We start from the raw sequence: 12,987 nt of genomic DNA, 5'->3' as shown, positions 1-12,987 counted from the left end.
TAACTATTTATGCTACATTTTTTTTATCTTTAAAGTAGAAAAAATAAGAGTATGTCATTTTATTGGATTAAAACAAATGCAATTATCAAAAGGTATTTCTCTAATTATATATGGGACATTCCTAATAAAGAAAATCGTATTTATTTGACCTTTGATGATGGTCCAACCCCCGAAGTAACTGAATGGATTCTTGAATTATTAAAGAACGAAAACATCAAAGCAACTTTTTTTTGTATTGGAAAAAACATTGAAGCACAACCCAATATATTTAATTCCTTAGTTAAAGAGGGTCATATTATTGGCAATCACACAATGAATCATTTAAATGGCTGGAAAAACCTAGATGAAAATTATCTAGACAACACCAAGCAATGTGAAACTATTATTAATAAATACCAGGACAAGAAGCCATCTCTTTTTCGTCCACCTTATGGTCGTATTAAAAGAAAGCAAGCAATGCAACTCAAAAAGCAAGGGTATAAAATAATTATGTGGGACGTACTTAGTGCAGATTTTGACACACAAATTACTCCCGAAAAATGTTTAAAAAATGTTATTTCTTCAGTGAAATCAGGAAGTATCATTGTATTTCATGATAGTTTAAAAGCATCAAAGAACCTAAAATATACACTACCAAAAGCTATACAATATTTAAAACAAAATGGATTTATATTTGAAACCATATCCTAATCGTTTCAAATATAAATCCATTAATATATGGTATGAAAATAAAGAACTTTTAGAGCAAAAACTATATTTGTTCTTGAACCAAACCAATGATTGTATTTGCATCTAATTCTCCAGACTGCCTCCACATCATCACGCCTTCTTTATAAATCATTAGAGTTGGTAATCCTTTGATTCGCAAAACTTCGGCTAATTCTTGATTTTTATCAACATCAATTCGAATTACCTTGGCTTTATCACCAAGTGCTGCAGCCACATCTTTAATAACTGGATGCATCGAAACTGAAGATTCGTTCCAATCTGTGTAAAAATCGATTAACACAGGAACTTGAGCGTTTATAAGTTCTCCAAATTTTGACATAAAACCAAAATATTTAATTTATAATACTTTTTAATGAGATATTACGATACAAATATAGCATTTTTAACTAATTATGCTCTATTATCTCCTTTTTTTAGTTGAATAACAGTTATTTCCGGCATAATACCGACTCTTCCCGGATAGGCATGAAATCCAAAACCGCGGTTAACATAAACGTATCTACCTAAATTTTCGTATAATCCAGCCCATTGTTTATATACATATTGTGCTAAACTCCATTTGAAATAACCTGGAATTTCTATACCAAACTGCATACCATGTGTATGCCCTGATAATGTAAGATGATAATGATTAGGATCGCTTTTTACTATATGTTCCCAGTGGCTAGGATCATGGCTCATAAGAATCTTAAAATCATTCTTGGTCAATCCTGCCCCAGCTTTATTTAAATCACCCGCTTGCTTGAAGTTATGTCCCCAATTTTCAACACCAACTAAAGCAATTTTTTGTCCCTCTTTTTCAATGAAAGTATGCTCATTTAGCAACAAATTAAATCCTATTTGACCATAAAGATGCTTAATTTCTTCAAAATTCTCAGCTTTCTCTTCTTTTGTTTTCCAAGTAACATACTCCCCATAATCATGGTTTCCTAATACTGCATATTTCCCGAAAGGATGTTTTTCTATTTTGTTAAAAGTAGTAATCCAAGGACGCATCTCTTTTGCATGCGTATTAACAATATCACCAGTAAACAATATCAAATCCGTTTTTTGTTGATTAATCAAATCGATTGCATATTCAATTTTATCTGGATTATCGAAACTCCCACTATGCACATCAGAAATGTGAGTAATTGTAAATCCATCGAAAGCATCTGGTAAATCAGGAAAAAAAATAGCTTGTTTGATGACTTTAAAATTATACTTTCCTTCAAAAATTCCGTAAATCAATGATAAGAATGGAATTGCCGCCAAACCTAAACCAATCTGGCTAACAAATTTTCTTCGAGAAGGTAAAAAGGTCGCTTCATTATTATAATCAACAAAATGATTAACAACACCAATTAAAACTCTAAAAACATCTTCTCCCAACAAAATAAGAGTTATCAAAATTTTTGGAACATAAACCAACAACATTAATCCCATTGTACGAAGACTAGATTGTGTTTGCCCAACAGAACGATCAAACTGAGTAAAACCGTAAATAATGTATAAAAGCAGAACTAAACTGAGTACCGCATAGACCCATAAAAAAGTTTTATTTTTTACCAAAGTTTTGAATGCCTGAAAAGCATAGGTTTCTATAAGAGCAAAAACCAGTAAAAAAACGAGTAAACGAAAAATCATGTGTTTTTTAATTTAGCACAAATTAACAAAGAAAGTAGTCGCAACGACTTGTATGAGTCAATTTTTAACTTATGTTTTAGAAAAAACCAGTATACAACTTCTTCATTATTTAATTTCCAACCTATAGAAGTAATTATTTTGAGCAAAAGCAGGAGTTTGAAGATATGCAATGAACAAAATCAAATTGCTTTGTTTATTTTTACCCTTTCAAATTTTAGATACAAAATACATGTCTACTCAAAAACGACTTTTCCTTTTAGATGCCTACGCACTAATTTTTCGTGGCTACTATGCTTTTATCAAAAACCCTAGAATCAACTCCAAAGGAATGGATACCTCGGCTATTATGGGCTTCATGAACTCTTTGATGGATGTTATCCGAAGAGAAAAACCCGATCACTTGGCAGTAGCATTTGACAAAGGTGGTAGTGATTATCGTTATGAAATGTATCAAGAATATAAAGCCCATCGTGACGAAACGCCCGAAGCAATAAAAATTGCAGTTCCCTACATTCAGGAATTGTTAAAGGCAATGCATATTCCAATTATAGAAAAAGCAGGTTTTGAAGCAGATGACCTTATTGGAACTTTAGCCAAACAAGCTGAAAAAGAAGGTTATCAAGTATTTATGGTTACACCTGATAAGGATTTTGCACAATTGGTATCCGAAAATATTTTTATGTACAAACCCGCTCGAATGGGGAATGATATTGAAATATGGGGAATTCCAGAGGTCTTGGCTAAATTTGAAATTGAACGACCAGAACAAGTGATAGACTTCTTGGGAATGATGGGTGACTCTGCGGATAACATTCCAGGACTACCAGGAGTTGGAGAAAAAACAGCTAAAAAATTCTTGGCTGAATATGGCACCTTAGAAAACTTGTTGGCCAATACGCATCAACTTAAAGGGGCGATGAAAGAAAAAATTGAAGCCAATAAAGAATTAGGAATTTTATCGAAAAAACTAGCCACTATACTACTCGATTGTCCTGTTACTTTTGACGCAGAGGATTATGAATTGTCTAAACCTGATGTAGAAAAAACAGATGCTTTGTTTCAAGAATTGGAATTTCGTCAAATGAAAACACAATTCGATAAACTCTTTGGCACAGGAAAAGAATATGACGAAATAGATGGAAATGGAGATGGAAATGAAACGAATCAAGCCACCTCAAAAAAGACTGCGTCAAAAAAATCTGCTGAAAACCAAATGGATTTGTTTGGATTCTCTGATGATGAGAATAACAACGAAAATGGTTTAAATAAGTTTTATCAAACACTCGAAGACACTCCACATTTTTACCAAATCATTCAAGGAGATTTTCCAGTAAAATTATTACTTCAAAATTTATTACAACAAACTTCTGTATGTTTTGATACTGAAACTACAGGAATCGATGCTTTGAATGCCGAGCTTGTTGGTTTGTCTTTTTCATGGGAGAAAGGCAAAGGATTTTACGTTCCTTTTCCCGAAAATCAAGAAGAAGCTCAAGAATTAATTGAAAAATTTAGTCCTTTTTTCGAAAATGAAACCATCGAGAAGATTGGTCAAAATATGAAATATGATTTAAAAATTCTATCCAATTATAACATTCAAGTCAAAGGAAAACTGTTTGATACCATGATTGCGCATTATTTGATTAATCCAGATATGCGACACAATATGGATATTTTATCGGAAACCTATCTAAAATACAGTCCAAAATCTATTGAAACCTTAATTGGCAAAAAAGGAAAGAACCAATTATCGATGCGTCAAGTAGAATTGGAGGCGATTAAAGAATACGCCACCGAAGATGCTGACATCACTTTTCAATTAAAAGAGCATTTCCAACCAATTTTAGAAAAGGTTGGTACCAAAAAATTATTTGATGAGATCGAAATTCCATTAGTACAAGTATTGGCTGATATGGAAAAAGAAGGTATCAATTTGGATGTTGATTTCCTAAAAAACATGTCGATTGATATGCAAAAAGAAATCGATACCTTCGAACAGCAAATTTATGAAACAGCGGGTGAGAAATTCAATTTGGCTTCTCCTAAACAATTAGGCGATATATTATTCGATAAGCTAAAAATTGGAGGAGCTAAACAAAAGAAAACCAAAACAGGACAATATGCTACAGGTGAAGAAGTTTTATCTTATTTAGCCAATGAACACCAAATTGTTCGCGATATACTCGAATGGCGTCAAATGGTAAAACTGCAAAGTACTTACATTGATGCCTTACCCAACCAAGTAGATAAAAAAACAGGACGAGTGCATACCGATTATATGCAAACTGTGGCAGCAACTGGTCGTTTGAGTTCTAATAATCCTAACCTACAAAACATTCCTATTCGTACTGAAAGAGGACGACAAATCAGAAAAGCATTTATCGCACGTGATGAAAATTACACGCTACTTTCTGCGGATTATTCTCAGATTGAATTACGCATTATCGCCGCTTTATGTGGGGAAGAAAACATGATTAAAGCCTTTCAAAACAAAGAAGACATCCATAAAAGTACGGCTGCCAAAGTGTTTAATGTTCCTTTAGAAGAAGTAACCAAAGAACAACGTAGCCATGCTAAAACGGTGAACTTCGGAATTATCTATGGAGTATCGGCTTTTGGATTAAGCAATCAAACCAATTTATCTAGAAAAGAAAGTGCCGATTTGATTGAAGCCTATTACAAAACCTATCCAAGATTAAAATCATTCATACAAGAACAGGTTGATTTTGCCAGAGAAAACGGCTATGTAGAAACCATTTCAGGCAGAAGACGTTATTTGAAAGACATCAATTCTGCCAACGCTATTGTTCGTGGAGGAGCAGAACGAAACGCCGTCAATGCACCTATCCAAGGTTCCGCAGCCGATATTATCAAAATTGCTATGATTAATATTCATAAAAAACTCACGGATGAAAATTGGCAGTCCAAAATGTTATTGCAAGTTCATGACGAATTGGTGTTTGATGTTCACCATTCTGAACTCGAAAAAATACAACCGATGATCAAACACGAAATGGAAAATGCCTTCAAAATGGCAGTTCCATTGGATGTTGAAATTGGATTGGGAAAAAATTGGCTGGAAGCGCATTAGAATAAAAAAAGGCTCGCAACAAAATAGTTGCGAGCCTTTTTGCTATGATTTCAAGAGATTAGTTTAAACGAGTAGATTCTCTTTCTTTTAGTTTTGTTTTAATTACTTTGGTTTGATACGGTAAATGCTCTTCTTTAGATTCCAGACGATCAATTAATAATTGAGCGGCTACTTCACCAATTTCAACACCATGCTGACTTACTGTGGTCAAACTTGGAGACAAACGTCTTGAAGCAAGAATTCCATCTGCAAAACCAATAATCGACAACTCCTCAGGAATTCGTAATCCTTTCTTCAAACCAAACTTCAAAGCAGCAACGGATTCATCTTCAGCTAAAGCAAAAACACCATCAATAGTATTATTGGCATAAATCGCTTCAACTTTTTCATTAAGTCCTTCACTAGAATCGGTTCTCAAAATGATATTCTCATTGATAGGTAAATTATTATTTTTCAAAGCTTGCAAATACCCCTCTAAACGCAATTTACCAATACTCAAATTGTCAATAGTAGAAATAAGAGCGATATTTTTACATCCTGAATCAATTAAATATTGGGTAGAATCTAAAGCAGAATCAAAGTCATCAACAATCACTTTATCACAATCCAACTCGTCTGTGGTTCTATCAAACAGAACTATTGGAGTTCCTTCACTTATAATTTCTTTAAAGTGATTGTATTCGTGTTGCTTTTGTGCTTCTTCAGAAATGGATAAAACAAACCCATCAATTGTTCCATTACTTAACATTTCTAAAGTATGAGCTTCTTTTTCTAACGATTCATTAGAGATACACATAATTACATTGTATCCATTTTCGTCAGCAACTTTCTCAATACCACTAAACACTTTAGCAAAAAAGGAATTTAAAATGTTAGGGATAATAACACCGATTGTTTTTGTTTTACGGTTTTTTAAATTCAAACCAATAACATTCGGCTTGTAATTTTTAAGCTTTGCGTACTCTTTAATTTTAATTTTAGTTTGTTCGCTTATCTCTGGGCTATCATTTAATGCTTTGGACACTGTAGAAACCGAAACATTGAGTTCTTTGGCAATTTGTTTAAGGGTTGCTTTTGCTTTCATATGATAGAAATGTAGTTCGAAATTTGAATGAAGTTAAAAATAATGAATAATTTTAAATTATATGCATTAAACAAGCGAAGATAGTGATTATATTTATTTTATATATACTAAAACCACCTGATTTTTCGCAAAAAAAAAGAAATTCAAGGTTTTATATTTTTACCGGTAGGTGACACAAAATCAATAAGTGAGAAATCAACTAAAAGAATATACAATTGATTATCAACATAGAAAGCAACAAAAAATAATCATTTGAGGTATTTGTATTTAAAATAATTAATTGTACTTTTGCAACCCCTTTATTGGGGATGGAATGTTTAATTAAAATATATTATTGTGAACGCATTAAGCTACAAGACAATCTCAACAACAAAAGCCAATTCTACTAAAGAATGGATCGTTGTAGATGCAGACGGTCATAACTTAGGACGTCTTGCTTCAAAAGTCGCTATGATTTTAAGAGGTAAGTACAAGCCAAGTTATACACCACACGTGGACTGTGGGGATAACGTAATTGTTATCAACGCAGAGAAAATTAACCTTACAGGAAACAAAATGGATGACAAAATTTATATGCGTCATACAGGTTACCCAGGAGGACAAAGAACTTTAACTGCTAAAGTTTTGCAATCTAAAAACCCAGCGTTATTAGTTGAAAAAGCAGTGAAAGGGATGTTACCTAAAAACAAATTAGGAGCAGAACTTTTTAGAAATTTAAATGTTGTTGTAGGAGCTGAGCACAAACAAGGGGCTCAAAAACCTAGAACTGTTAACCTAAACGATCTTAAGTAATGGGAGTTATTCACAAAATCGGTAGAAGAAAAACCGCTGTTGCACGTGTTTATGTTTCAGAAGGAACAGGAGTAATCACTGTAAACAAAAAAGAATTCGCAACTTACTTCCCAACTGCTACTTTACAGTACAAAGTAATGCAACCAATGTCTATGACAGAAAATGCATCAAACTTTGACGTAAAAGTAAACGTTTATGGAGGTGGTGTAACTGGTCAAGCAGAAGCTGTAAGAATGGCAATCGCTCGCGCAATGTGTGAAGTAAATGCTGAAAACAGAGGAGTATTGAAACCAGAAGGTTTATTAACAAGAGACCCAAGAATGGTTGAACGTAAGAAATTCGGTCAGAAGAAAGCTCGTAAGAGATTCCAATTCTCTAAACGTTAATATTGCCTGTCTTGTGCAATACGTACAAGACTTCGTTTATTTATTGAATTTAAAAACAATGTTGTTGTTGTCCCGATGCGTCGGGAAATTAGTTTAGCATCTAAATGTAAGTAGCCGATTTATCGCCATTCTTACATTGCTATATTCAACAGAACGTAAACTAGTACAAAAAATGTCAAACAAAGTAGAAGTAAAAGAATTACTAGAAGCAGGTGTTCATTTTGGACACATGACTAGAAAATGGGATCCAAATATGGCTCCTTATATTTATATGGAGCGTAATGGAATCCACATTATCAATCTATATAAAACTGCAGCAAAAATTGAAGAGGCTAATGAAGCATTGAAAAAAATCGCTGCATCAGGTAGAAAAATATTATTTGTTGCTACCAAAAAACAAGCAAAAGACATCGTAGCTGAAAAAGCAAAAGCTGCAAATATGCCTTACATCACTGAAAGATGGCCTGGTGGAATGTTAACAAACTTTGTTACTATCCGTAAAGCTGTTAAAAAAATGTCTTCTATCGACAAGATGAAAAAAGACGGAACTTTTAACACACTTTCTAAAAAAGAGCGTTTGCAAGTAGATCGTCTTCGTGCTAAATTAGAGAAAAACTTAGGTTCAATCGCTGATATGTCTAGACTACCTGCAGCATTGTTCGTAGTAGATATCAAAGCGGAACACATCGCAATAAAAGAAGCTCAAAAATTAAACATTCCAGTTTTTGCAATGGTTGATACTAACTCTGATCCACGTGAAGTAGATTATGTTATCCCTGCAAATGATGATGCTTCTAAATCAATTGACAAAATTTTATCTTTAGTTACTACTGCTGTAATCGAAGGCCTTTCTGATAGAGGTGCTGAGAAAGAAGTTGAAGCTGCTCCTGCTACCGAAGAAGTAGCTCCTGAAGCTCCAGCAACTGAAGAATAAATCAAATTTTAAATTCCAAAACTTAAATTCCAAAATCCAAAATCAGAAAATTAACTTTCTGATAAAGTTGGAATTTGGGATTTGAGAATTGGAATTTTTACTTTTAACATTTAAATACAAAATATTATGGCAACAATTACTGCTGCAGACGTAAATAAATTAAGAACAATCACAGGTGCAGGTATGATGGACTGCAAAAAAGCCTTGGTTGAAGCAGAAGGAGATTTTGATTTAGCTATCGAAAACTTACGTAAAAAAGGACAAAAAGTAGCGGCTAACCGTTCTGATAGAGAATCTACAGAAGGTGCTGTTATCGCTGTTGTAAATGCTGAAAAAACTGCTGGAGTTGTAGTTTCATTAAACTGTGAAACTGACTTCGTAGGTAAAAACGAATCTTTCGTAAAATTAGCTCAAGATTTAGCTGCTTTAGCTTTAAACTTCAATACTAAAGAAGAATTATTAGCTGCTGATTTCAACGGAATTACTGTTGCTGAAAAATTAATTGAGCAAACAGGAGTTATTGGAGAGAAAATCGAAATTGGTGCTTTCGAAAGATTAGAAGGTGCTTTCATCGGTTCTTACATCCACGCTGGTAACAAAATCGCTACTTTAACTGCTTTATCTAAAAACATTGAAGGTGCTGACGAAGTTGCTAAAAATATTTCTATGCAAGCTGCTGCAATGGCACCTATCGCTCTTAACGAAGACGGTGTTGATGCTGAAACTATCGCTAAAGAAATTGAAATCGCAAAAGACTTATTACGTCAAGAAGGTAAGCCAGAAGCTATGTTAGACAATATCGCTAAAGGTAAATTAGCTCGTTTCTTTAAAGACAACACTTTAGTAAACCAAGATTACATTAAAGATAACAAATTAAGCGTTGCTGCTTATGCTAAATCTTTAGATAAAGATCTTATTGTAACTGGTTTCAAAAGAGCTGCTTTAGGATAATAAACTATTGATTTTACTTCTTGTAATTTCAAATAAAAGTCCCAACTTTAATAAAGTTGGGACTTTTTATTTACAGCTATATATGATTTAATTCCATAAAAAAAACAGTAGTAAAATAATCACTACTGTTTTTTTTTATTTTATCAGACGATGCTTATTTTCTATCGTCGCTTTCTACTGGAATCATCGTTGCTTTACTCAACTCTTCTTTCTCAACCATTGCAAACAACTTAAACACAAGTAAAGAACCTACCACTCCAAGAATAGACATAAAAACCCAATTCGTTTCATATCCAGAGTTTTGAATGATTTCCATCCCTGTTTTAGCACTCAAAATGTGCGCAAAACTGTAACTCATCGTAAAAGCAGCCATATATTTTCCTTCTCTTTGCTCATAAGATCTTTCCATAGCAAATGAATTAGCGAACGGAAAGGTAAGCATTACTCCACAAGTCATAAAAAGCATCATAGGAATCAACATACCTTCCCATGGATACAATAAGAACAAAAAGCTTGTAGCCATTAAAACTAATCCAATAAAGATAACTCTATGATTGTTTATTTTATTTCTACTTACATAGTTGACAATTGGAAGTTCAAAAAGTAAAATCAATAAACCGTTCAAACTTAACAACAATCCACTATCAAACTCCGACATATTGAATTGTTCTTTGTGATACAAAGGCAATGTTGTGAATATTTGAAAGAATAAAATTCCAGTAATCAAGCATATAACCAAATGCAACATAAATGGTTTATCTTTCATAACTGATACATTTTTTGGCAAAGCTCTTTCTGCAGCAGTTTTAATCGGCAATTGTTTTTCTCTTACAAAAATCATAAAAACAATAATGGCTAAAATACAAGTAGCACCATCTGCATAAAAAATGTACTCATAACCTGATTGCATAATAATCAAACCTCCTAAAACAGGACCAAAAAGAAATCCTAAATTCACAGCCGCTCTAGTCAATGAATAAGCACTTGCTCTGTTTTCTTTAGTAGTAAACGTTTTAAGACATACTAACATTGCTGGCCTGAACATATCAGCAATTGTAGTAAGGACAAGTATTCCAAGGCATAACTCTTCAAAAGTTGTAGCATAATGGAGTAAAATAAAAACAATCCCACTAGCAAACAAACTAAAAACCATCACCTTGTAAAATCCTATTTTATCAGACAGCTTTCCACTAAGCCAAGTCCCAACTATAGAACCAATTCCGAAGAAAACCATTACCCAACCAATCTGGCTGTAGCTAAAATGTAAATTTTCTTTCATGTACTTTGACAGAAATGGAATAACCATTGTTCCTGCTCTGTTGATAAATGTAATTAAAGTCAAAATCCAAACTTCTCTTGGAAAATCCTTAAAATTGTCGAGGTATTTTTTTATCATAATTAATTATTTTTGGGGCAAAAAATATTTTTATAAAAGCAAAAATAGATTTTTTTTTGACCCCAACAACAAAGAAATGTTAAATTATAATGGAGACATCTAAAAAAAATAGTATTACTATTTTTAATAAATAAAAATTAAAAAAAACGAATAAAAGTTTCATTTTTTAATATAGATTTGCAATCGAACCCCAAATTAAAAAAGCATGAAAGAAAAATTTTACTTTGTCGCAGCGCTTCTTATTTTTTCTTACTCTTCGTATTCACAACTTTATGGAGGAATAGAAATTGGTAGTAAAGGTGTAAAAATGACTGTTCTTGAAGTAGAAAACTTGAAGAAAAACAACTATGACGTAAAAGAGTTTTGGACAGAAAACGTTGGTATCGCAACTGGTATCTCGATAGATGGTACATTATTCAAAGAAGACATAGAAAGAGCAGTAGCTGTAGTTTTGTTGAACTACAACAAAATGCTAACTGAGTACAAAATAGAAGATAAAAATATTTTCATAGTAGCTTCATCAGGAGTTGGACTTGCAACTAATACAGCTGAACTTACAGACAAAATCAAAGCGGTAACCAAGAAGAACGTTGAAGTTATCTCTTCTTCATTGGAAGCAAAACTACTTTTAAAAGGTTGTATCCCTCCAAAAAATTATTTGAGTTCAGTAATTGTAGATATTGGAGGTGGTAACACAAAAGGCGGTTATGCAAAAGAAATTAACGCTTCTGGTGTATTCTTCCCTATCTCTGCCGATATTGGAACAGTTACTTTAACCGAGCTTATCAACAAAAAATGTAAGCAAAAAACTGTTTTCGAGTTTAACGAAGAAATGTTCAACTACTTACCTACATTGCGTGAAACTTTCACAAAAATGTACACTAACCGTCCAGAATCACAACAAAAAAACAATGTATATATTTCTGGTGGTGCAGCATGGGCTATGTACACTTTGTTAAATGGAAATGTAGCAGAAGAAAACTTTACTCCTGTAACTTACGATGACATTTTAACGATTAAAGCTATTGCAGAAAACAATTACCAAAGATTCGTTTTGGATGCTGAAAACAATGCTGAGAAGAAAAAAGTATTAAAAACCTACCAACAAAAAAACTTAATTGCAGCATTTAACCTTTTGGAAACATGTCTTGAAGTAATTCCAGATATGAAAAACAAAAAGATTTATTTTGCAAAACAAGGTCAAATTGCTTGGTTAGTGAGTTATGTATTCGATAATGCTAGAGGAGTAAAACAGATTTACTAAAAAAGTATTTAATCAATTTAGAAAAATCCCATTCGTTAGACTGCCCCCAAAAAGTTAGACACTATTTGGGGGTATTTTTATGGAAAGAAAAGTCAGATATGATGCTTCATTTAAACTTGAATGCGTAAAATTAGTATTAGAAAAACATTATTCGTGCAATTATGTTTCTAAACAAAAAGGTCTAAATGAGTCTAACATTCGTAAATGGGTTCGATTTTATAAGCAATATGGCAGTATTGGTTTGCTGCCAAGAAAAAACCAAAGTTATTCGGTTGCTTTTAAATTGAAAGTATTAAAAGCAATTGATAACAACTCATTGTCTTTGAGAGCTGCCAGTGTTAAGTTTAATATACCTGACACTAGTATTATTGTTAAATGGAAGAAGGATTTCACTACTTTTGGTTTAGTAGGCTTACAACCAAAAACTAGAGGCAGACCAACATTTATGGACACCAATAAAAGAAAAAAGCGAAAATCAGACAAGCCCTTAACCAGAGAAGAAGAACTTCTATTAGAGAATGAAGCATTACGTTGTGAGAACGAATTGCTAAAAAAGTTGCAAGCCTTAATTCAAGCAGAAGAGAAAGCCAGAAAGCGCAAGCCATAATGGAATTAAGGCATGAGTTTGATTTGAATTTACTTTTAAAGCAAACCAAAAAAATAACTTATGAAAGGCACAACAAACCTTCGTGTAATTCTTATTCGAAGGCTTGTTATGTCTTTTTTTTAAACTA

12 protein-coding genes are annotated in these 12,987 nt (G+C 32.9%); 8 read left to right on the top strand and 4 right to left on the bottom strand.

All coding sequences use genetic code 11. The features are described 5' to 3' along the window. Window positions 1–51: 51 nt before the first annotated feature. Window positions 52–690, top strand: coding sequence for a polysaccharide deacetylase family protein (locus tag FLAVO9AF_RS13920; protein ID WP_159690085.1), 639 nt, complete (start codon window positions 52–54; stop codon window positions 688–690). Between the two features lie 61 nt (window positions 691–751). Here FLAVO9AF_RS13920 and FLAVO9AF_RS13915 read toward each other — a convergent pair whose 3' ends face one another. Continuing rightward, complete coding sequence (locus FLAVO9AF_RS13915) at window positions 752–1,048, bottom strand: co-chaperone YbbN (RefSeq protein ID WP_159690082.1); 297 nt, start codon at window positions 1,046–1,048, stop codon at window positions 752–754. Window positions 1,049–1,119: 71 nt separating this feature from the next. Then, complete coding sequence (locus FLAVO9AF_RS13910; RefSeq protein WP_159690078.1) at window positions 1,120–2,355, bottom strand: metallophosphoesterase; 1,236 nt, start codon at window positions 2,353–2,355, stop codon at window positions 1,120–1,122. 229 nt (window positions 2,356–2,584) lie between these two features. Between FLAVO9AF_RS13910 and polA the strand changes: the two genes are divergently transcribed. Continuing rightward, window positions 2,585–5,446, top strand: coding sequence for a DNA polymerase I (gene polA, locus FLAVO9AF_RS13905; protein WP_159690076.1), 2,862 nt, complete (start codon window positions 2,585–2,587; stop codon window positions 5,444–5,446). 58 nt (window positions 5,447–5,504) lie between these two features. Here polA and FLAVO9AF_RS13900 read toward each other — a convergent pair whose 3' ends face one another. Next, window positions 5,505–6,530, bottom strand: coding sequence for a LacI family DNA-binding transcriptional regulator (locus FLAVO9AF_RS13900; protein WP_159690073.1), 1,026 nt, complete (start codon window positions 6,528–6,530; stop codon window positions 5,505–5,507). 336 nt (window positions 6,531–6,866) lie between these two features. Between FLAVO9AF_RS13900 and rplM the strand changes: the two genes are divergently transcribed. The 4 genes from rplM to tsf all read left to right on the top strand — a co-directional run bounded on the left by rplM (window position 6,867) and on the right by tsf (window position 9,593). Beyond that, entirely contained in the window at window positions 6,867–7,322 is a 456-nt protein-coding gene (rplM, locus tag FLAVO9AF_RS13895; RefSeq protein WP_064715636.1) for a 50S ribosomal protein L13, read from the top strand. Next, a complete protein-coding gene (gene rpsI, locus FLAVO9AF_RS13890) occupies window positions 7,322–7,708 on the top strand; it encodes a 30S ribosomal protein S9 (RefSeq protein WP_024980376.1) in 387 nt (128 codons plus the stop codon). The genes rplM and rpsI overlap by 1 nt, the downstream gene beginning before the upstream one ends. 172 nt (window positions 7,709–7,880) lie before the next feature. After that, window positions 7,881–8,642, top strand: coding sequence for a 30S ribosomal protein S2 (gene rpsB / locus FLAVO9AF_RS13885; protein WP_064715635.1), 762 nt, complete (start codon window positions 7,881–7,883; stop codon window positions 8,640–8,642). Between the two features lie 126 nt (window positions 8,643–8,768). Continuing rightward, entirely contained in the window at window positions 8,769–9,593 is an 825-nt protein-coding gene (tsf, locus tag FLAVO9AF_RS13880; RefSeq protein ID WP_159690071.1) for a translation elongation factor Ts, read from the top strand. A gap of 154 nt (window positions 9,594–9,747) precedes the next feature. On the opposite strand, the gene FLAVO9AF_RS13875 is transcribed toward tsf, so the two are convergent. Then, window positions 9,748–10,989, bottom strand: coding sequence for an MFS transporter (locus FLAVO9AF_RS13875; RefSeq protein WP_159690067.1), 1,242 nt, complete (start codon window positions 10,987–10,989; stop codon window positions 9,748–9,750). A gap of 205 nt (window positions 10,990–11,194) precedes the next feature. Between FLAVO9AF_RS13875 and FLAVO9AF_RS13870 the strand changes: the two genes are divergently transcribed. Together FLAVO9AF_RS13870 and FLAVO9AF_RS13865 are read left to right on the top strand one after the other, a co-directional pair. Further along, window positions 11,195–12,253, top strand: a complete 1,059-nt coding sequence (locus FLAVO9AF_RS13870) for an exopolyphosphatase (protein ID WP_159690065.1) — start codon at window positions 11,195–11,197, stop codon at window positions 12,251–12,253. Between the two features lie 79 nt (window positions 12,254–12,332). Then, complete coding sequence (locus tag FLAVO9AF_RS13865) at window positions 12,333–12,860, top strand: helix-turn-helix domain-containing protein (RefSeq protein ID WP_159690062.1); 528 nt, start codon at window positions 12,333–12,335, stop codon at window positions 12,858–12,860. Window positions 12,861–12,987: the final 127 nt, after the last annotated feature.

The organism is Flavobacterium sp. 9R (genome assembly GCF_902506345.1).
Classification (GTDB): domain Bacteria; phylum Bacteroidota; class Bacteroidia; order Flavobacteriales; family Flavobacteriaceae; genus Flavobacterium.
Note: the sequence above shows the minus strand (reverse complement) of the source record. Positions and strands in the feature narration are given on the sequence as shown.

What these genes read in the sequence shown, in the direction of transcription:
- FLAVO9AF_RS13920 (WP_159690085.1), top strand. Translation starts at nt 52, where the DNA reads ATGTCATTTTATTGGATTAAAACAAATGCAATTATCAAAAGGTATTTC.
- FLAVO9AF_RS13915 (WP_159690082.1), bottom strand. Translation starts at nt 1,048, where the DNA reads ATGTCAAAATTTGGAGAACTTATAAACGCTCAAGTTCCTGTGTTAATC.
- FLAVO9AF_RS13910 (WP_159690078.1), bottom strand. Translation starts at nt 2,355, where the DNA reads ATGATTTTTCGTTTACTCGTTTTTTTACTGGTTTTTGCTCTTATAGAA.
- polA (WP_159690076.1), top strand. Translation starts at nt 2,585, where the DNA reads ATGTCTACTCAAAAACGACTTTTCCTTTTAGATGCCTACGCACTAATT.
- FLAVO9AF_RS13900 (WP_159690073.1), bottom strand. Translation starts at nt 6,530, where the DNA reads ATGAAAGCAAAAGCAACCCTTAAACAAATTGCCAAAGAACTCAATGTT.
- rpsI (WP_024980376.1), top strand. Translation starts at nt 7,322, where the DNA reads ATGGGAGTTATTCACAAAATCGGTAGAAGAAAAACCGCTGTTGCACGT.
- rpsB (WP_064715635.1), top strand. Translation starts at nt 7,881, where the DNA reads ATGTCAAACAAAGTAGAAGTAAAAGAATTACTAGAAGCAGGTGTTCAT.
- tsf (WP_159690071.1), top strand. Translation starts at nt 8,769, where the DNA reads ATGGCAACAATTACTGCTGCAGACGTAAATAAATTAAGAACAATCACA.
- FLAVO9AF_RS13875 (WP_159690067.1), bottom strand. Translation starts at nt 10,989, where the DNA reads ATGATAAAAAAATACCTCGACAATTTTAAGGATTTTCCAAGAGAAGTT.
- FLAVO9AF_RS13870 (WP_159690065.1), top strand. Translation starts at nt 11,195, where the DNA reads ATGAAAGAAAAATTTTACTTTGTCGCAGCGCTTCTTATTTTTTCTTAC.
- FLAVO9AF_RS13865 (WP_159690062.1), top strand. Translation starts at nt 12,333, where the DNA reads ATGGAAAGAAAAGTCAGATATGATGCTTCATTTAAACTTGAATGCGTA.